Source organism: Schaalia sp. lx-100 (assembly GCF_021083625.1).
Classification (GTDB): domain Bacteria; phylum Actinomycetota; class Actinomycetes; order Actinomycetales; family Actinomycetaceae; genus Pauljensenia.
Window position 1 is genome coordinate 34,580 of sequence record NZ_JAJNRP010000004.1, and the last position, 20,611, is coordinate 55,190.

Genomic DNA, 20,611 nt, shown 5'->3' on the forward strand with positions numbered 1-20,611 from the left:
GTTTTTGCGTTTACGTAAAGGCTCTGTGCTTTTGTGTGCTTCGGCGGTGAGTAAATAAATGAACGAATAAGGTGGGGTTTTGGATGTCCGTTCGGCATATCTACGCGCGTCGCATAGCCTGTGCTTTAACAGCGGCAACACTTGGCCTCACACTCATCACCGCTATACCAACGCTTGCTGATACACCGACTAATCCATACGCTTCCGCAACACTTTCCTCAGATTACGATGGCACCGGTCATGACGTGAGGACCCCATCAGGCGGTTCTGCACAGACCTTTATTAACGCCAAGAACGGTTTTGAACCCGGCGATAACACGAAAGACGATGGCGTAGTTGCTTCGGGTGACTTTGTCGGACTGATCTCACATCTTCGTGTCGAACCTGGACCTGAGCGTCTGATTCAGGTGCGATACACACTTCCTGAGTGGCTGGATTTTGATGCCAGATTAAATCCCGTACTTTCCGCTGGAAATAGTACATTAATTACGCATGTCGGGGAGCCGACCTGGGATGAGGCCTCGCGGGTTGTAACCGTCACTTACAAGACGAAACGCGGTGTTCCGGTAGCTCTATCTGTTCCGTTTGTACTTACCGCCAAAGACACGGCTGGCGAAGTCAAAGACAATCAGGTTGTCAAAGTTGAAGTTGCTGCTGGCGATCAACGCGCTTACTCGTCGTTTTCCTCAAAGGGATACACGGTTGTCTCTGTTCCGCGCGCTGACATCATGGTGCGCCCAGATAACTACGTGAAGTCAGAGGACGGCGCTCCTTCGTATCCGCGGGCACTTTATTCTCGCAACCAAAAATTCATTGATGTGGAGGTGTACCCTCGCCCAGTTTCAGACAATAAATGGTCCTCCAAAGGTTCTTCCACCCTTACTCCTTGGTCAGGTTATTTAGACGTATCAGGCTTGCCAGAAGGAACAACAGCGCAAATCGGTGGCGAAGATGTTCCAATCACGAACGGTAAAATCCGGTTACCTCAGACACGCGGCAGCCTCACTGTGCGTTTCTTCAGTAATAACAATTGGGGTATTCCTCTTGAGAAGATGGGCAGCTACGAATACCCACTTCACGTCGAGTTAGATAAGGGTGCATTCTCTACACCGGACTACCTCAATAACGGTGACGATTGGCAGCCTGGGCAAGGCGAAAAAGATTACGTAACTACCGATGGTGCGCGAAAGACCACGGCAGTTCGAGGTTTCTACTCAAAAAATAACGACTACACCGAGTTGCGTTTCTACCATGAGATTGTCACGCAGCAGAAATTCGTGAAAGAGGTACTTCGTCCTTCCGCTAGGGGTGCAACCTACTGGGAAGCCGGTATGAAAGACTTTGACTACGGTCCTGAGGTACGGGCAAGATATAGTGGAGATGAATATGTTGCAGAGGGTACTCAGCTCAAGGTCTACCTATCCGTCGATACCGATAGGGTGAGTGCGCAAGATGGCTCCACGACCGCTCATTTTACTTTCACTGACCAGTGGAACCCTCGTGAACAAATAGCAGCCGGCCCAATTCAAGTCCTCATGCCTAATGGCGAAAATTATGAGGGTGAACGCACCGTCGAATGGTACGTGGGTGAACGTCCTGGAGGCGGAAAATTCCAAGACCACTCAATCATTACCTCAAACGATGCTGGGTGGGTGACTTCCGATACTCCACCTGCGGGAGCAAGTGCACTGCGCGTGAAAGTTCCCCATTTGCCTATTGGTGAAGGTAATGGCGGAAAATACAAAGTGTATTTCCCTGCTCGGGTGACTGATGACTTCGCTCAGTTGAAGCCACTACCAGCATCGTTCACAGATCGACTCATTGGTGCAGTGAACAATGTTGCTGAGGGCTCGCCATATGACTGGAGTATCTTCCCGATAGAAAAGACCATCCCCACGGGTAGTCTGACTATGAAAGTGGATGCTGAGACGCTCAACTTGGACAATCCCACCTTGACTTACACCGTCAAACCCGTTGTACGTAGCTTAATTAGCACCACAGAGCCAGTGGCAACCCGTCTAGATGTCACTTTAGATCCGTGTGTAACAGGGATATCGAAAGTAGGCGAAGGGTGGAGCCTACTGGACGGTTCTCTTGAAACCGGCGATTGTATAAAGAAAAAGCCTGGCAAAGCCACTTTCCTTGTCGGCAAAGACGGGTCATGGGTGCCCACAAACTATGTGCGCGGAGAACGCGGAGGATCTGAAGTCACACCGCTGACCTTTGAGGCTCGGGTATCCTCTGTGGCTTTAGGTGACGTGACTACGTGGGCTACTTGGGTGTTGACCGACTATGAGCAGGAGGGGCGCGCCTACTTAGCGTCAGCAACTACCACCGCCTTACCTGTGGACGTGACCTCCAGTAACATAACTACCGCTGACCCTAAGGTGGAAAAAGGTCAGCCAATGCGTTTTACCGCAGTTGTAAGCGCTGCGACGCAGGGGCAAGGTTTGGGCGGTGAAGCCATTATTGAACTGCCCTCTGCTCGGGTAAAGAACTCGCTGCCAGCTAACTATGATGGTGCTGACAAGTCTGCTTATCACGGTGGCTACACGCTGACTGATGTCGTGGTTGACCAGAGTAGTTCGGTACCTGGTACCACGATTCAATTTGAGATCGCGGGTGCCGAAGGAACGTGGGTGGACTCTATTCCTGAGGGTAAAGCCGATCAGGTCAGGCGAATCAAGGTTATTCAGCCTGTCGGTGGACAGCAAGGTATCTCTACCATTAGGTACACCCTGCGTCCTACCGATAATGCGGTGGGTGATACGTATGTGACGTGGCTTTCTGGCACAACTGTTCCTGGTACAGATAACTCCAGCCCAGACCCGTGGCCGACTTTCAATGAGGTCGTGGCATCTCAGGTCACAGGTTACGTGTACTGGGATGAGGGCGGGAACGGTCGAGATCGGCAGGAAAATTCCAAGGGGATTGAGGGAGTGACCCTTGGTTTATTCAGAGGTGATGAGAAACTCGCTGAAGCAACGACAAATGCCGAGGGTTACTACGCTTTCGCACGTGACTTCACGCATGGTGACTACAAGGTGAAGATTCTTGAGGGTGTGCCAGAGACGGTGCGATCGCAGTTCAATGCGGATACGGATCCATCTGTCACACAAACCTACTCGTACAGGTATAAACGTTTTGGAGCCTCTCAGAAAGTTTCTGACACTGTTAATCTTGGCATTGACGAAGTTTTTGAAAATGTGAACTTTGGTTTTTATGTGCCTGAACCGCATGTCGATATCCAGAAAAAACCGGCCACGGCCAACTGTAAAGATAACGAATGTACAGTGGACTGGGGTATTACCATCAAGAACGACGGTAATACTCGCCAGACCGGTGTTCAGTTCACCGATGTTCTAGCTGGTAACGCTACCGGAGTGTCCGTCAGCTACGGGAAACCTGCAGAAGACAGGGTGATGAGTAGCTTCGATGCTGGTGTGGCTGTCGATCAAGGTGGTGGACTGTGGACTTGGGGCCAACATTGGTGTGGGATACGTGGTTTGCCAGCAGATGATCCACGAATAAAGGATGTCAGGCCAAGTCTGGTAGCTACGCCCGGTGTCCTCTTTAGCCAAGCATCTGGTAGTACTGAACATCGTTTGGCACTGGACCGTGAAGGACATATCTGGTCTTGGGGGTATAACGCCCAGGGGCAATTAGGCCTCGAAACAACTGACACTCCGATAAAACCGAATATTCCTACATATTGTGATCCGGCAACGGTCATTCATGCGCCGGTGCCAACAAAGATTCAGACCGACACAGTCTTTACCCAGATTGCAGCGGGTAAAAATCACAGTTTGGCCCTAGATGCTGAGGGCAATGTCTGGGCTTGGGGTATGAACAATGGTGGGCAGCTTGGTATTGGTAGTACGGATAGTGACCCGCATCCAACTCCGCAGAAGCTGAATATTCCAGTGCCAATTGTGAAGATTTTTGCCACTAACTACAGTGCGTCTGATTCTACTTCGTTCGCCATTGATGTGAATGGGCAGATCTGGCTATGGGGTCAAAATGCCACATATGTTGATGGTTCAGCAACTAGGCGTCAGCGTAGCGAACACATAACAACGCCGAGGAAGATAGATACTGGAGACACAAAATTTATTGATATTGCAAGTAATGGCTACACAGCTATGGCTATTGATTCTGACAATAACTTGTGGGGATGGGGAGCTAACTACTCTTACCAGTGGGGTGTCGCCGACCCGAAACATAGTTACACACCTGTGCGTATTCACAAGTCAATGAAGTTTAAGCGGATTGTGCACGGTGGTTATTACGGTGGAACCTACGCCATTGACACTGAAGGAAAGCTGTGGGGATGGGGCCAGCAACAAAGTAGACTACTGATGTCTGAGGGAACCGAAAATCAAAAGCCAAAAATCCTCATGCCAGATAAAAAGTTTTCCAATATCTTTATATCGACTGATGGCTATATGCAAGATACTGATGGGGTTATCTACAGTGTTGGCTGGCGTTATAGTTACAATTTAGGGTATCGCGTTAACAATGGCGAAAACGCAATTATGCCTCGTGCCATTGAGTTCTATGTCCCTGCGGCGAAAGAACAAGTGATTGCTCCGACAGGTACTCGTAAGGACGGAAACGTCTTCACTCGGTCGTATTCCTTACCTGATATGTCGCCAGGTACAGAAACACAACTGCTGGTTTCCGCTAAAGTTCCCTACGCTAAGGTCAAGCAAGTGCTGGCAAACCAAGCAATTGTTTCTACGAAAGAGAACCCGCGTACCGGCGTGACCCCGCCAGAACTACGTTCACCTGATGTCGCTCAGACGGGTAAACTACGCACCAACGCGACCTGTTCATCAGATGTCACGTGGGACAGATGGAATATGCCGGGTGACCAGTGTGATCAGGTTGAGACACTTGTTCCTGCGAATGACAGGGCACAGGAGCCTGTCGTAGTGTCCGGCCGCGTATGGGTAGATGAAGACCGTCAAGGGAATAAGCGACAAGACAGTGACCGTAATGTGTCCGGTATCGATGTGTACCTGCTGGACTGGAAAGGCGACACTGCCGCCACGACGGTGACCGCCGCTGACGGTACTTTCCGTTTTGAGGGTATGGCACCTGGAAGCTACTCCATCCAGTATGCAATCTCTGACCAAACTACCGTTCCTGACCCCGACAAACCGGGTGCTACCCTCAAAGCACTTGACTATGGTGCAGCATTCGTTCCTCGGGCGGCGAGTTCCTTTACTACTGATACCGTTGCCCCACGTACTAGCGGATCTTTGAGTCGGACTAACACCCAATACGCCAGAAGTGGTACTGAAATAGCGAATTTCAACACTGCGATTGAAATGTGGGTGCCTAATATATCGGTTACTAAGACCACTACTGTTGAAGATACGGACAATCCTGGGCGAACAAAAGAAGTGAACAAGGTTGAGGTGAAGCCAACAGTTCCTACGGTCATTAATTTCACCGTTAAAAATGGTGGCGCAGAGGACTTAGTGGACCCTCAACTGAAAGACACGACAACGCAAGGCAATGTGAATGTCGGTGACATCGCGTGTGAATGGGAGAAAATCACAATTGAAGGCACAGAGCATAATGTGCTTCCTGCAGGAAAATCAGTGACATGTGCGGCGACACTTCCTGCACTTGGGCGATCAGCAGTCCATGAGGATGAAGTTCGCGTGTGGGCTGTCGGCTCAAAGTCTGGCAAACTCGTGGAAGATAAAGACACGTTCACTGCAACCACGCCTGATGCTTTTGAGATTCACCTTGAAAAGAAAGACGGCTATACCGATAAGGAACTTGAGGGAGCAACATTTAACCTCAAAGGCCCCGGTTTACCTGAGCAAGGTAAAGAACTTAAAGGCGGTCCGAAGTGGACTTTTGACCTTGCTCCCGGTGACTATGAGCTGCGTGAACTGGTAGCACCGGCGGGGTTTGCTCGCCTGCCAACGCCGTGGAAGTTCACTGTCACTAAGAGCGGTATCGTCACTCGTAGCGCTCCGCTTGGTGAGGACGGTGTCGTGGTCAGTGGTGCTACGGTCACAGTGAAGAACTGGGAGGAAGGCAAACTTCCAGCGGCGGGCCGTGGACAGATGTTCGTCACTATCGGTGGGGGCGTGTTGCTCATGATTGTGGGTGCTGCGCTCGTGTTGCGACGCAAAACCCTGCGCTGAGGAAGTACCGAGAAAGCACGTGTGACTCATAGTCGGTTGGCTATGAGTCACATACTTTTCAAGCCCATCTATGAGTGGGGCGAAAGCGGGCTTGCTGTGCTTAGTGCGGATACCACGGGTTACTGTGATTAGTGTCAAGGTGGCTGTGGTGCGGGCGCTTAAAGTGGCGAAAATTAGCTATTCGACCTGCATGCGAGGTATTACTCACCTGAGAAAATCGTGCGCGCTGAGTTTATTCCCTGTAGCGTGGAGTATTGGATGGAAATGGATCTGCTTATGTTCATATTTTGAATATATGCGGATTGTTTCCTTAAATTCACCTACTATGGTTTCTCATTGTCGGCAAGTTTTTGCATCTGTCGTAAGGGCCGTGTACTTTCTTGCACTTCGACGATGAGCAAGTGAATCGACGATCAAGATGAGGGATTTTCGATGGGCTCTCGACGTTTCTTTGCGCGGCGCTTAGTTTGCTCACTCGCAGTGGCAACGCTTAGCCTCACGCTTGTCACTGATGCGTCAACTGCTACCACAGTGCCTAACCCATACGCCTCCGCCACACTTACCTCTGACTACGATGGCACCGGTCATGACGTGAGGACCCCATCAGGCGGTTCTGCACAGACTTTTATTAACGCCGCAAACGGTTTTGAACCCGGCGATAACACGAAAGACGACGGTGTAGTTGCTTCAGGTGACTTCGTTGGACTGACCTCATATATTCGTGTCGAACCAGGGCCTGAGCGTCTGATTCAGGTGCGATACACAATCCCTGAATGGCTTGATTTTGATGCTAAAGCAAACCCCACACTTGCCGGTGGAGGTAACACCTTTATTACGCAGGTAGGCGCGCCAAAATGGGATCCTACCTCACGGGTTGTCACAGTCACCTACAGGACGAAACGCGGTGTCCCGGTAGCTTTATCCGCTCCACTTGTACTTACCGCTAAAGACACGGCCGGTGAAGCCAAAAGCGATCAGGTCGTCAAAGTTGAAGTTGCGAACGACGATAATCCCGCCTACTCATCATTTTCCTCAAAAGGATACACAGTCGTATCTGCTCCGCGCGCTGACATCATGGTGCGCCCCTCTAACTATGACAAGTCAGAGGATGGTGCTCCTTACTTTTTGCGGGCACCATATACTCGCGATGAAAGATTCGTTGAGGTAGAGGTATATCCGCGCCCAGTCGTGGATACGCAATGGTCCCCCAAGGGCGCTTCTACTCTTACTTCCTGGTCCGGTTATTTAGACGTATCAGGCTTGCCAGAAGGAACAACAGCGCAAATCGGTGGCGCAGATGTTCCAATCGTGAACGGTAAAATCCGGTTACCTAAAACAAGTGGAAGCCTCACTGTGCGTTTCTTCAATAATGACGGTTGGGGTATTCCTGTCGATCAGATGGGTAGCTACGAATACCCACTTCATGTTGAACTGGATAAAGACGCATTTTCCACGCCTGACTACCTTAACAACGGTGATGGTTGGCAGCCTGGCTCAGATCAAAAAGAGTATGTGAGCACCGCTGGCGCTCGAAATACCACAGCAGTTCGAGGTTTTTACTCGGAAAATAACGACTACACCCGGTTGCGTTTCTATCACGAGCAGATCAAATTTCACCAGAAATTCGTTAAAGAGGTACTTCGCCCTTCCACTAATGGTGCAACCTACTGGGAAGCCGGCATGAAAGACTTCGATCACGGCTATGCAGCACGAGCAAAATACAGTGGCAACGAGTACGTCACAGAAGATACGCAACTCAAGGTCTACCTGTATGCCTACACCAATAGGGTGATCCTGCAGGACGGATCAACGACCGCTCATTTTACTTTCACTGACCAGTGGAACCCTCGTGAACAGGTAGCAACCGGTCCAATTCAAGTCCTTATGCCCAATGGCAAGGAATACGAAGGTGAACGCACCGTTGAATGGTACGTAGGTGAACGTCCTGGAGGCGGAAAATTCCAAGACGAATCAATCACTACGTCAAATGATGCCGGTTGGGTTACTTCCGATACTCCACCTGCGGGAGCAAGTGCACTGCGCGTAAAAGTTCCCAATCTGCCTATCGGTGAAGACGCTGGTGGTGACTACAAGGTTTATTTTCCTGCTCGGATTACCGATGACTTTGCCAAACTGAAACCCTTGCCCGTCTCCTTCACAGATCGACTCATTGGTGCAGTAAACGGAGTTGTCGACGATCCGCCGTACGACTGGGACGTTTTCCCACTGGAAAAGGCGATACCCACGGGTAGGTTGAATATGACAGTGGATGACAAGACACTGAACTTCGATGATCCCACATTGACCTACACCATCACACCTACTGTGCGTAGCTTGATTAGCTCCACACAGTCAGTGTCAACACGCCTCGACGTCACTTTGGATCCATGCGTGACGGATGTAACTAACGTAGGTGAAGGGTGGAGCCTTCTGGAAGGCTCTCTTGAAATTGGTGATTGTGCCACCAAAAAGCCCGGTAAAGCCACTTTCCTCGTAGGAAAGGACGGGTCATGGGTGCCCACAAACTATAGTCGTGGAGAATCTGAAGTCACGCCACTGACCTTTGATGCTCGAGTATCCACTTTAGCTTTAGGTGATATTAGTACGAAGGCTAACTGGGTGCTGAATGACTATGAGCAAGAGGGACGCATCTACCCAGCGTCAGCAAGCACCGTTGCCTTACCTTTGGATGTGAAGTCCACCAGTATAACCACCGACGATCCTCGGGTGGAAAAAGGGCAGCCAATGCGTTTCACCGCAGTTGTCGCTGTCGCATCTCAAGGTCAAGGTTTGGGCGGCGAAGCCATTATTGAACTTCCTTCTGTGCGAGCAAAGGACCCTTTGCCAGCCAACTATGAAGGTGCTGATAAGTCTGCTTATCACGGAGGTTACACACTAAGTGATGTTTCGGTTGATCCCAAGAGATCGGTGCCTGGTACCACAATTCAATTTGAGATTGCGGGTGCTGAAGGAACCTGGGTGGACTCCATTCCTGAAGGTAAAGCAGACCAAGTAACACGAATCAAAATCATTCAGCCTACCGGCGGACAGCAAGGTATTTCGACTATTAAGTACACTCTCCGTTCTTCCGATCATGAACTGGGTGACACTTACGTGACATGGATTTCTGGTGCAACCGTTCCTGGCACAGATCATCCCAGCCCAGACCCGTGGCCGGCTTTCAATGAGGTTGTGGCATCTCAAGTCACGGGCTACGTGTACTGGGATGAAGGCGGTAATGGTCGTGACCGTCAGAAAAACTCTAAAGGGATTGAGGGAGTGACCCTCGGTTTGTTCAGAGGCGATGAGAAGCTTGCTGAAACAACGACGAATGCTGAGGGCTACTATGCTTTCCCGCGTGACTTCATCCACGGCGACTACAAGGTAAAAATCCTTGAGGGTGTGCCGGAAACGGTGAGATCACAATTCAATGCAAGTACAGATCCATCTGTCACACAAACCTACTCGTACAAGTACAGGCGCTTTGGGGCCTCTCAGAAGGTTTCCGATACGGTTAATCTTGGCATTGACGAGGTGTTTGAAAATGTGAACTTTGGTTTTTATGCGCGTGAACCGCACGTCGATATCCAGAAAAAACCAGCCGAAGCTAACTGTCGTGACACTGAATGTACAGTGGAGTGGGCCGTTACCATTAAGAATGACGGTAATACCCGCCAAAGTGCAGTCCAGTTCAACGATGTCTTGGCCGGTAATGCTACCGATGTGACCGTTAGCTACGGAACACCCGAACAAAACAGGTCAATGAGCACTTTCGCTGAGGGCGTCTCTGTCGATCAAGGCGGCGAGTTGTGGACTTGGGGTCCCGAAGCATGTGGGATACGTGGTTTGCCAGCAGATGATCCACGAATAAAGGATGTCAGGCCAAGTTTGGTAGCTACCCCCGGTGTCCTTTTTAACCAAGTAGCCAGTGGGCACAAACATCGTTTAGCGCTGGATCGTGAAGGACATATCTGGGTCTGGGGATATAACGCTTTAGGGCAATTAGGACTTGCAGCAACTGATACCCCAAACCTTCCAAAGCAGCCTGAAATCTGTGACTATCGATCGACCATCAATACGCGGATACCAACAAAGATTCAGCCTGATACTGTTTTTACTCATATTGCAGCTGGTCCTATGCACAGTCTAGCAGTGGATGCTGAAGGTAATGTCTGGACCTGGGGTGAGAACCGGTACGGTGAGCTTGGTATCGGCACCCAAGATCGTGACGCGCATCCAATTCCGCAAAAGCTAGATATACCAGTGCCAATTGCACGAGTCTTCGCGTCTGGCACTCCGGGGCTTGCTGCTGTTTCATTTGCCCTCGACGTAAATGGGCAGATTTGGGCCTGGGGCTCAAACGAATATCGTAATCTTGGTTTAGGCAATACAGTTTCCGGTCGAGTCGTATCGACACCAACAAAAATTACAAGTACAGGAGAGATAAAATTCGTTGATCTCGCACCTTATTACAGCTCAGTGATGGCTATTGATTCTAACAATAACCTGTGGGGCTGGGGGAATAACGGTGGTCGTTGGGGTACTGCCTATTATCCGTACTCTAGTAATGTGCCTAGGCGCGTTCAAGAATCAATGAAATTCACACGAGTTGTGACAGGGGGTTCGTGGGCTGCAACATACGCTCTCGATACCGAAGGAAACCTGTGGGGCTGGGGTGAAAAACGAAGTGGATTGCTGACGGTGGATGGAGATGGCCATCAACCGCCAAAAATCCTTGTGCCAGATAAGAAGTTTTCCAACATCTTTATGTCGAGTACTGGCTACATGCAAGATACTGATGGGACTATCTACAGTGTTGGCTACGCGAGTAGTGGATTATTAGGATATCCCGGTGGAGCTATTCAGTTTTCTCCCCGTGAAATTAACTTCCGTGTCCCTGCGGCGAAAGAACAAGTGATTGCTCCGACAGGTACTCGTAAGGACGGAAACATCCTTACCAGGTCCTACTCTTTACCTGATATGTTGCCAGGTACAGAAACACAACTGCTGGTTTCCGCTAAAGTCCCTTACACCAATGTCAAACAAGTGTTAGCAAACCAAGCAATTGTTTCCAGCAAAGAGAACCCGCGTACCGGCGTGACCCCACCAGAGTTACGTTCACCCGATGTTGCCCAGACGGATAAGTTACGCACCAACACAACCTGTTCGTCGGATGTCACGTGGAATAAATGGGAGATGCCAGGTGACCAGTGCGATCAAGTTGAGACGCTTATTCCTGCAAATACCAGGGCAATAGAGCCTGCCGCGGTATCCGGCCGCGTATGGGTGGATGAAGACCGTGAAGGGATTGAACGACAAAACAGCGATCGTCACGTTTCCGGTGTTGATGTCTACCTGTTAGATGGGACGGGTAATACTGTTGCCACGACGGTGACCGCCACCGATGGTACTTTCCGTTTTGACGGTGTAGCACCTGGGACCTACTCCATCCAGTACGCGATCTCTGACCAAACTACCGTTCCTGACCCCGACAAACCGGGTGCTACCCTCAAAGTGCTCGACTATGGCGCAGCCTTCATTTCTCGGGCAGGAGAATCCTTTAGCGTCGATGTTGTTGCCCCACGTGCTGACGGGTCAATTACTCACACTCGCGTCCAAAATGCGCCAAGCGGCGGCGAAGCCCCGAACTTTAACACTGCGATTGAAATGTGGGTGCCCAACATATCGGTCACTAAGACAACAACTGTAAACGATGAGGACAACCCTGGTCATACAAAAGAAGTCAATAAAATCCAAGTGGGGCCGACAGAATCCACGGTCATCAATTTCACCATTAAAAATAATGGCGCAGAGGACTTAGTGGACCCTCAACTGGAAGATACAACAACGCAAGGTAACGTGAACGTTGGCGAAATCACGTGCGAATGGGAGAAAACCACAATCGACGGCACAGAGCATAATGTGCTTCCTGTTGGAAAGTCTCTTACGTGTACGGCGACACTTCCTGCACTTGGCCGCTCAGCGGTCCATGAGGATGAAGTTCGTGTCTGGGCTGTGGGCCTGAAGTCCGGCAAACTCGTGGAAGACAAAGACACATTCACTGAAACTACGCCAGATGCTTTCGAGATTCACCTTGAAAAGAAAGACGGCTATACCGATAAGGAACTTGAGGGAGCAACCTTTAACCTCAAAGGCCCCGGTTTGCCTGAGCAAGGTAAAGAACTTAAAGGCGGTCCGAAGTGGACTTTTGACCTCGCTCCCGGTGACTATGAGCTGCGTGAACTGGTTGCGCCGGCTGGGTTTGCTCGCCTGCCCGCACCCTGGAAATTCACCGTCACCAAGGAAGGCATTGTTACTCGTAGTGCTCCGCTTGGTGAAGATGGTGTCGTTGTGAACGGTGCTGTAGTCACAGTGAAAAACTGGGAAGAAGGGAAACTTCCTACAGCAGGTCGCGGCCAGATGATCGCCATTATCGGTGGAGGACTACTACTGACAATCGCAGGCATCATGATCGCGCTGCGACGCAAAGAAGGATGATAGGAAGCTGAGCTGAATCAATAGGACACAGGGAGAAAAGGTCTACAAAAACCGAATCTCAGTTGTACGGATACGGTTTTGGAGTGCCAGCACAATCATCGCGCATGCCTGAGCATCTGACGTAGCATCATGATGTTTCAACCGAAAGGCAGGGGCCAGCGCTTTTGTGACGGTAGGTAGCTTGTAATTTTGTAAACCACTCACCATTTTGCGTGCGGTCCTATACGTGCAATAAAAATCGGCGGGATAAGTACGAACACCAAAATACTCATCAAGTTCGCGCCACACCTTTGAATCAAAGGTCGCATTATGCGCATATGCCGGCAAACCAGCAACGAAAACCGACACTTCCTGAGCGATCTGCTCCCATGAAGGCGCGTGACGCACATGATGACCAGTGATTCCGTGAATGTCGCTGAACACAAAATAATTCAATTCACGAGGCGGTTTAAGTAACGTCGAAAAAGTATCGATAATTTGACCATCAACCACTTTCACAAGCGCAATTTGACAAGCAGAAGCTCCACTTCGTGAATTTGCAGTTTCAAAGTCAACAGCAACAAATGAAGAAGCTAACAGGACTTCAACGGAGGGTACCCACCGTGACGACGCGCGTCCTAAACTTCGCTGATACGCGCCCTCAAAGTGAAACGGATTGCTCCTCATCCTCGCTCACTTTGCGCCCGTAACTGAAGGTCCTCACGCCGTGGTTCATGCGCGCGAATCTCTTTGACCAAGCACACGGCAACAGCAACCACAACCACAGCAAAAGGCAAAGCCATGACAACCGTTGCACTTTGCAGAATCGGGATACCTCCGGCAAGCAACATAGCAACAGTGAGCGCCCCCGTTGCCACAGCCCAGAAAACACGCATCCACGGTGGCCCATCTACCGTATCTGAAGGATCATCAGCAGAGGCATGCGTTTCTGCCGTGCTTCCATTAGCCTCAACACAGGTATGAAGCGGCATTTTTACCTGTTCCTCTATGCTTTCAGTGTGAGCCGGGGAAAGAGCAGGGTAAGGCGCTGCTGCGGCCTCAGACTCGCTCAAAAGACCTGCTGTGCAGGTATCCGTACTTTCAGAGACTGTTGATTCCACGTAGGCCCCAGTTTTACGTCGAACACGTACATGCGGTTCAATCACAGGGTGACGCATTGATAACTCGCTCATCACCAAAGCCCCAGAATCAGCGCTGGTCACGTAGAACAGTAAGCCCACAATAACCGCTAAAATCACTGCTACAGCACCCAAAGGACGGCTGGACAATAAGCTGAATAGCCCTTCCTCGGGGCTTGCAACAACTTGGCGAGCAAATTCCGCGCCATAGGCTCCTAAAGTGCCGTAAGGGGTCGCCTCACTACCATTACGCGCCAAATCAAGAGCAGAATTCCCGAAAATCCCAACCCACATGACGACATAAGTAAAAGGAATCGTCAAAGTACCAATAACAAATTCACGTAAAGTACGGCCTCGGGAAATACGCGCAAGGAATAAACCAACGAACGCCGCCCAAGTAATCCACCACGCCCAGAAGAACAAGGTCCACCCATTAAGCCACTCATCTGGACGATCCCACGCATATGTTTCCAGCGATAAGCCAGGTAATGCGGAAAAGAAATCACCAACATTACCAATGACCGCATCAACGAGGAATGTGAAACGCCCCGTGACCAGCACGAAAACAGCAAGAACACCAGCAAGAACCACATTCGCCATCGACAGGAATTTCACGCCTTTATCAACACCCGATATCGCAGACCAGCACGCAGTCGTGACCCCTAAGACCAGTAAGCCAATTTGCAAACCAAGGCCTCGTGGAATACCGAAAACCATTTCAAGACCGACATTGAGTTGGACAATCCCGACCCCCAGCGATGTTGCAATGCCGAACATTCCGCCGACCAGTGCCGCAGCATCGACGATATGGCCTAACCAGCCGTTCACGTGCTTACCGAGCAAGGGACGTAGTGTCGCACGTAAAGATAAAGGGAAACCGCGTCGATACGTGAAGTAAGCCAAGGCAAGGCCAAGGATTGTGTACAAACCCCAGCCGTGTAAACCGTAGTGGAAAATTGTGAGGACAGCGGCTTGACGGGCTGCCTCTATGCTTTGACCTTCCCCGACAGGAGGATGCATGTACTGCGTGATTGGCTCTGCGACGGCAAAAAACATGATGTCAGTGCTGATACCTGCAGCAAAAAGCATAGAAGCCCACGAAAAAGTGGAAAATTGGGGACGTGAGTCATCGGGACCCAACCTGACCCGACCGAAACGGCTCCAAGCAAGTGCGATCACGAGGACGAGGACGGCTGTTGCTAAAGCAATGTAGAAACTGCCGAAATGACGGCCTGTCCAGGTGACTGCATTGTTAAAAAAGTTACTTACTTGTGTGGGTGCGTAGATTGCAGCGATCGCAATGCCTGTGATGAGGGCGGCGGCGATCAGGAAAACAGGAAGGTTGATTTCGTTTCTTTTACGTATCACAGTGGGAGGCAGGCCTGCTGGTTCGGGGGTGTGAGTGGTACTGGTGGATGCGGAACCAGGGAAGGACATATCGCCTCCGAAAGTTGGGGACAAGGCACTCAGTTGTTGCAGCCGCTTCACGTGAAGCGAGTAGCAATTCGACTTTGTCTACTCTGGTTCTTCAAAGCAGGGATAGCAAGTATGTGGCCGGTGTGTTACTAAAAAGCCGATGCGCTGGTTGTGCTGGTGTGGGTACGACAAAACAAAACCCCGAGACTTAACTTTTGTTGAAATCTCGGGGATTCTGGTGGCGGTAGCGCTGGGATTTGAACCCAGGGTGGCTGTTACACCACACAGCATTTCGAGTGCTGCACCTTCGGCCGCTCGGACACGCTACCTCAACACGCAATCATACATGAGGAGCGCGTGTACACGCTATTCGGCTGTTAGATTGCCAAAAAGCAGCCCGACCATGCTGAAGCCTGTCATGTGACATGAGGCCACGAAAGCGCTTCATCATGTTGTAGCTGCCGAATACAGACACCTGAGCTGCGCGTTACGATAAAACACATGGCACGACGACGAATAAGTGAGGACGCTGGCAAGCGCGCCCTCGCCCTATGGAAACAAGAGCAAGAAGGAACCTTGCGTGAGGATCTTTATACGGCAGTCCGATGGGCACTTGAAGAATTGAATCTTTTGTATCCGGGGCGAGCCGTTGAAATTCGAGTCCCACCAGCAGGAGCAGTTCAAGCTTTTGAGGGAACAGTGCATCGTCGTGGAACTCCGCCATCTGTTATAGAAATGGACCCACACACGTGGCTCAGGTTAGCCACTGGAAGTCTGGAATGGAACGAAGCATGTGCCACCGGACGGGCACAAGCCTCCGGTGAACGTACAGACTTAAGTAACTACCTTCCGTTCATCTGAACTTCACGAAAAGCTGAGGCGATTTTAGGCAGGACGCACCCGCAACAAGTACCAGCCAGCCGCGCTCACGCGCCTATGTGAACGCGAAGATCGTGTAATCCTCAAAGGCGCATCCGACTTGGGGATGATTACCTATGCGAGTAAGGGGTACGCCATTTCGCTTTCAACGGCAGGGAATAACCCGATAAGTAATCAGAGAATCAGTGAATCAGTCGTATCTGTCACACGCGAAGCGTACAGTTTCCGTGTGCCTTGCGACGTGTAGTACTGAGCGATTGCGACAACGGCTGCCGACGCTGCAGCAAAAGCAACCACTGTGGCCAAACTCGCGTTCTCATCATCACTAGGCACATCTAAACCAGTAACCGCACGCCACCCTATTTCGGCAACTTTACCCGCAGCAATAGCTGTTAACGCCATCGCTCCTGCAGACATGAGTTTCCATCCAAGATCCACAGGCTCTCCTTACTCGATGAAATAACCAAATACGACTGAACGCAAAATCGCTTTGACACAATCATGCCCTACTTACGTGCTGCGTGCAGGAATCCCGTATGCCATGACGAAAATCAACGAAGGCTACAAAACACCACATAGTTCAAAGGCGCGGAAAACGTTCCCTAATCATGATCCACGTGGCACTGAATGCAAACAACCGTGCGCTACGAAGCTCACATGCGATGAACCCATAAAATGAACATGAGACGTAGAATGACACTGACGATCAGTGGAACACAGCATTGTGAAAGGTCGGATGATGCGAAAAAATATGCGGCAACTCAGCTGCGCGACACTCATTCTTGCAGCATGTAGCTTAGCAGCATGTTCATCTGCCACCGGTGGGCTGACATTTCCCGCTGACTCTTTCGGATATTCCACCCCTACACAATCCGGTGAGCAAATGCCACAGGCTCGAAATGCCAGTGACGACTTAAATACACTCCTACGACACGGCACAGGTACCGTGACCGTTGCCTACATGTCAGGTCAGCCACTTCCGGAAGCCCTTGTGAAATTTTTTGAGGAAAACAGTGGTTTTACCCTAGTTCAACATCACGCTGATTCCACTGCGGACCTACCAGAACATGTGGATGTCATCGTGGGCGTAGACGATACCGATGCGCAGAAAATTTCCGCTGCCACGAATGTGAAAATATTTTCCGCACAAAGCGCAACAATCGCCGCCAACTCAACGAATACTCACGTGCCAGATGCGCTTGCCTACGGACGTGATGATGTGTGTGTTCATGCTGACACATCTTGGTATTCTGCAAATCGCATCGACATTCCCTCAGGAATTGACTCCTTAACAGATACTGCATACAGTGGTCGCCTTGTAATTCCTGACCCTCACAGCAGCGCCGAAGGACGCTCATTTGCTCAACTGATCGCGCAAATGAAAGGCACAGATGCCCTCACATGGATATCAGCACTCCGAGGGAATGGCGTAACGATTGCATCCGATATGCCGCACGTACTTTCCGCGTGGAGCGCAGCAGATGTGATTGCAGAATCCTCCTCCACAGCGAATAAACCGCAATCAACAGAAGAACACAGTGCTGCTGCCCCTACTACTTCATCCGAGGACGCAGATAGGAAGCCGTTAATCGTTGCTGCGCAGTCAGTTGCTGCTGTGAGCCGCGATAACACGGGCACACAAACAGCAGCCCAGGTAGTTTCAGGAACATGCGTGCAGCGGATCGTGCGTGCCTTAGGTGTTGTCACCGATCAGCGGGAAACATTATCCGAAGGAACAGAATCTTTCATGGCTTTTCTGACTTCCCCCGCGGGACAGCGGCTGATCGCTCAAACAGGATGGGTACGTCCCATTGAAGAAGGCCATGTGGAAGCAACACCAGCTCAATGGTTTTTCCCAATTCAAGAGGATGCCGCAGTGCTGAGTGAAGAATTACTGGCTGACCCGGTTGCAGCGGTCAAAAACTGGTAAGCACACAAGCATCCGTTACTCATCTGGTTTCTGTTAAGCAGGTGAGTAACGAGGACGGTGCTGAAGGTAAAGTACGCCCACCTATGGTACGCGCAAAGGGAAAGAAAACAAGGAAACGCCAAGCGCCCTTAAAACCCAGCCCTCAACCTTAGTTGCGCAGTAAATCCGGTGATACTCGACATTCCTCACCAATACGCATAGGAGCAATCACACCGGAATCACGCATCTCTAACAGTCGCGGAATAACACGGTCAGCAACCGTCCACGGATCAAGCGTATTTAAGTAAATACGTGTCCCACCTTCAAAACCGGCTACAGTGGATAGCCGCCACTTCAAAAGTATGCGCCAACGCAAAGGAACATCAACATCTGGAGGCCGATGGTACCACTCCTCATTGCAGGCAACCTCAGCCCCTGTCGCAGCGTGTACGGCATGTAACAGATCCGAAACAGCGCGTATGACCTTATCATCACACTCCCACGGATTACGTGGCGCGTGAAGCGGCCACACAGCTAAACCAGGGAAACGGTGACCGAAACCGACAATTGCGACCGCATGATCGTTTTGAGCAACCAGTAACTTACGTGTAGCAGCGACTTTCAAAATCTCATCGTAAATAAGTGGGTCGTGACGTAAACGATCAGCCTCTGCTTGGGTTTGCACAGCATGATCGTCAATCGCCACAAGCTGCTTATGCAGATGATCGAAAGAAGCCCCCGCAGGTTTCAACCAGTTTTGAAAAGCTGCAACATAGCGGACATTCGAGTTCAAATGGTACAGATCCTGCATGGCACGGATTGTGAAATCTGTGTACTGGTAATGTTCCTCCGGCGTGAGAGTCCCCGAAGAAGCCAATTGTGACGTGTCATCCGCACCGTCAATGTAATGCCGCCGACCAATAATTAAATCGTGGCCGCCAGAGAAAAACCCATTTGCTTGACGCAGCAAATCTGAATCCGTAAGTAGAGCCAAATCCTCATCAGACATGCCGGTTGCTTTCATGCGTGCTCCGACAACCTGCATCACATGATCGTATCCGCGTGACGACGCTAAATACTGTGCCATCCGACGATGCTGCTCCTCTGAAGGAACATGACCGTAGTTCATATGCCAGTAGTTATACGACACGATCTCAAAAAGATTCGGGATACGTCGAAATTCAGCGGTTGTTGTAGCTAATTCTTCCGCAGGCAGACCAGCGAGTTCTTGCCACGTTCCGTCAGCAAGGCGGATGCGCCGTGATTTTTCTGGTGGAGTCTCTAGGTAGCGTTCACTGCAAAAAGCGCAATGGTGCCCATCTGACGAATGATCGATAGGATCAGGCTTCGATGAGGCGGTGCTCAACGGACGATTTCCTCGTCCTGGAACAGTCCAAACCTCAGTGCCCGTTAAAAGGTTTCTTTGCTTCACCGTGCCATCAGGTAAACGCTGAATAGCAGAATCGGTTGAAGGATGCGGCGTTGCCATGTCTCTAGTTTATCCACCAAATCCGGAAGTTACCTGAGAAATATCATGAATATACGCACGGAACGCACGAAGCCAAAAGGTCAAGAAATGACAGGGCGTACCTCTTTTGCCTTGCAACAATAAAAACACAAACAGGTGAAAACAGTAACGTACCGATGCGATTAACCCTGAAAAAGACTGGTTATAAACGATTCATCGTGTCAGGATGTGAACCGGTCCGGCCAGCCTCGCCCTCATCTAATGCGCTGATACTTTCCATATCCTGTTCAGAAAGCTCGTAATCAAAAATCATGAAGTTTTCCTGTTGACGTTGAACACTCAACGACTTAGGGAAAACGACATCACCGCGCATCGTCGCCCACCGTAAAGCCACTTGAGAAGCCGAAGCACCATACTTTTCACCGATACTGGCAAGCAACGGGTCATGAGCAGCACGTCCTCGCGCTAAAGGTGACCATGCTTGCGTCACCATACCCGCATGACGTGCCATATCCCGAACAGCATTATTTGGCAAGTAAGGATGAGCCTCCACTTGACTGACCATCGGCTGAATCTCCGCATGATTAAAAAGAACCTTCAGATGATCTGGCTGAAAATTTGAAACCCCGATAGCTCGCGCCCGACCCTGGTCAAAAAATTCCTCTAAAACTCGCCACGGCATCATGAGGTCACCGTCATACAGTGAGGGAAGGGGCCAGTGAATAAGGAAAAGATCCACATAGTCCGTCCGCAGATCATCGAGGGTCTGCGCAAATGAATCACGAGCACGCTCTGGCTGATGATTCCCGTTATTTAATTTTGACGTGAGGAACACTTGATCTCGGCTCAGCCCTGACTGTTCCCATGCCTGCCCAACCTGAGCTTCATTCGCATACATTTGGGCCGTATCAATATGACGATAACCCAGCTCAATAGCTTGAGAAACCACATCGAATGTGACCTCCGGATCCACTTTATATGTCCCAAAGCCGAGCTGAGGCATCGCAGCACCTGTCGGTAAAAGCACGTGAGGGATAGGGCAGGCCAGCATGAAAAATCCTTTCGCAGGTGGCAACAATTCACCCGTATGCACCCTACCAGCTGAATCTGACAGGTCGCATATGACGGCCCGCGGGGAAGGTGACAGGCCGCCTCA

General features: G+C 50.6%; 9 protein-coding genes and 1 tRNA gene. 4 read left to right on the plus strand and 6 right to left on the minus strand.

The features are described from left to right. Window positions 1–83 precede the first annotated feature (83 nt). Together LRP54_RS04265 and LRP54_RS04270 are read left to right on the plus strand one after the other, a co-directional pair. Window positions 84–6,167, plus strand: a complete 6,084-nt coding sequence (locus LRP54_RS04265; RefSeq protein WP_231203890.1) for an RCC1 domain-containing protein — start codon at window positions 84–86, stop codon at window positions 6,165–6,167. A 432-nt stretch (window positions 6,168–6,599) separates the two neighbouring features. After that, window positions 6,600–12,665 carry an RCC1 domain-containing protein gene (locus LRP54_RS04270; protein ID WP_231235128.1) on the plus strand — a complete coding sequence of 2,022 codons (6,066 nt, stop codon included), beginning with the start codon at window positions 6,600–6,602 and terminating at the stop codon, window positions 12,663–12,665. 42 nt (window positions 12,666–12,707) lie between these two features. Here the strand turns inward: LRP54_RS04270 and LRP54_RS04275 are convergent, their stop codons facing one another. From LRP54_RS04275 to LRP54_RS04285, 3 genes are all read right to left on the minus strand, one after another. Beyond that, window positions 12,708–13,331, minus strand: a complete 624-nt coding sequence (locus LRP54_RS04275; protein WP_231203894.1) for a 3'-5' exonuclease — start codon at window positions 13,329–13,331, stop codon at window positions 12,708–12,710. After that, a complete protein-coding gene (locus LRP54_RS04280; protein WP_231235129.1) occupies window positions 13,328–15,220 on the minus strand; it encodes a BCCT family transporter in 1,893 nt (630 codons plus the stop codon). The genes LRP54_RS04275 and LRP54_RS04280 overlap by 4 nt, the downstream gene beginning before the upstream one ends. 218 nt (window positions 15,221–15,438) lie before the next feature. Then, a tRNA-Ser gene (locus tag LRP54_RS04285) sits at window positions 15,439–15,528 on the minus strand. Between the two features lie 172 nt (window positions 15,529–15,700). Here LRP54_RS04285 and LRP54_RS04290 point away from each other — a divergent pair. Further along, on the plus strand, window positions 15,701–16,060 hold the full coding sequence (locus tag LRP54_RS04290; protein ID WP_231203898.1) for a sterol carrier family protein: 360 nt from the start codon (window positions 15,701–15,703) through the stop codon (window positions 16,058–16,060). Window positions 16,061–16,252: 192 nt separating this feature from the next. Here the strand turns inward: LRP54_RS04290 and LRP54_RS04295 are convergent, their stop codons facing one another. Then, on the minus strand, window positions 16,253–16,516 hold the full coding sequence (locus tag LRP54_RS04295) for a DUF4235 domain-containing protein (RefSeq protein WP_231235130.1): 264 nt from the start codon (window positions 16,514–16,516) through the stop codon (window positions 16,253–16,255). 298 nt (window positions 16,517–16,814) lie between these two features. Between LRP54_RS04295 and LRP54_RS04300 the strand changes: the two genes are divergently transcribed. Continuing rightward, window positions 16,815–18,008 (plus strand): substrate-binding domain-containing protein, encoded by a 1,194-nt coding sequence (locus LRP54_RS04300; RefSeq protein ID WP_231235131.1) that lies wholly within the window; start codon window positions 16,815–16,817, stop codon window positions 18,006–18,008. Window positions 18,009–18,156: 148 nt separating this feature from the next. Here the strand turns inward: LRP54_RS04300 and LRP54_RS04305 are convergent, their stop codons facing one another. Continuing rightward, window positions 18,157–19,476 carry a DUF4921 family protein gene (locus LRP54_RS04305; RefSeq protein WP_231235132.1) on the minus strand — a complete coding sequence of 440 codons (1,320 nt, stop codon included), beginning with the start codon at window positions 19,474–19,476 and terminating at the stop codon, window positions 18,157–18,159. Window positions 19,477–19,657: 181 nt separating this feature from the next. Beyond that, the gene (locus LRP54_RS04310; protein ID WP_231235133.1) at window positions 19,658–20,506 is read right to left on the minus strand and encodes an aldo/keto reductase; all 849 of its coding nucleotides are present in this window, start codon (window positions 20,504–20,506) and stop codon (window positions 19,658–19,660) included. Window positions 20,507–20,611 lie beyond the last annotated feature (105 nt).

Excerpts from the sequence above, each read along its gene's own strand:
- LRP54_RS04275 (WP_231203894.1), bottom strand. The coding sequence starts at position 13,331 with ATGAGGAGCAATCCGTTTCACTTTGAGGGCGCGTATCAGCGAAGTTTA.
- LRP54_RS04280 (WP_231235129.1), bottom strand. The coding sequence starts at position 15,220 with ATGTCCTTCCCTGGTTCCGCATCCACCAGTACCACTCACACCCCCGAA.
- LRP54_RS04305 (WP_231235132.1), bottom strand. The coding sequence starts at position 19,476 with ATGGCAACGCCGCATCCTTCAACCGATTCTGCTATTCAGCGTTTACCT.
- LRP54_RS04270 (WP_231235128.1), top strand. The coding sequence starts at position 6,600 with ATGGGCTCTCGACGTTTCTTTGCGCGGCGCTTAGTTTGCTCACTCGCA.
- LRP54_RS04265 (WP_231203890.1), top strand. The coding sequence starts at position 84 with ATGTCCGTTCGGCATATCTACGCGCGTCGCATAGCCTGTGCTTTAACA.
- LRP54_RS04300 (WP_231235131.1), top strand. The coding sequence starts at position 16,815 with ATGATGCGAAAAAATATGCGGCAACTCAGCTGCGCGACACTCATTCTT.
- LRP54_RS04290 (WP_231203898.1), top strand. The coding sequence starts at position 15,701 with ATGGCACGACGACGAATAAGTGAGGACGCTGGCAAGCGCGCCCTCGCC.
- LRP54_RS04310 (WP_231235133.1), bottom strand. The coding sequence starts at position 20,506 with ATGCTGGCCTGCCCTATCCCTCACGTGCTTTTACCGACAGGTGCTGCG.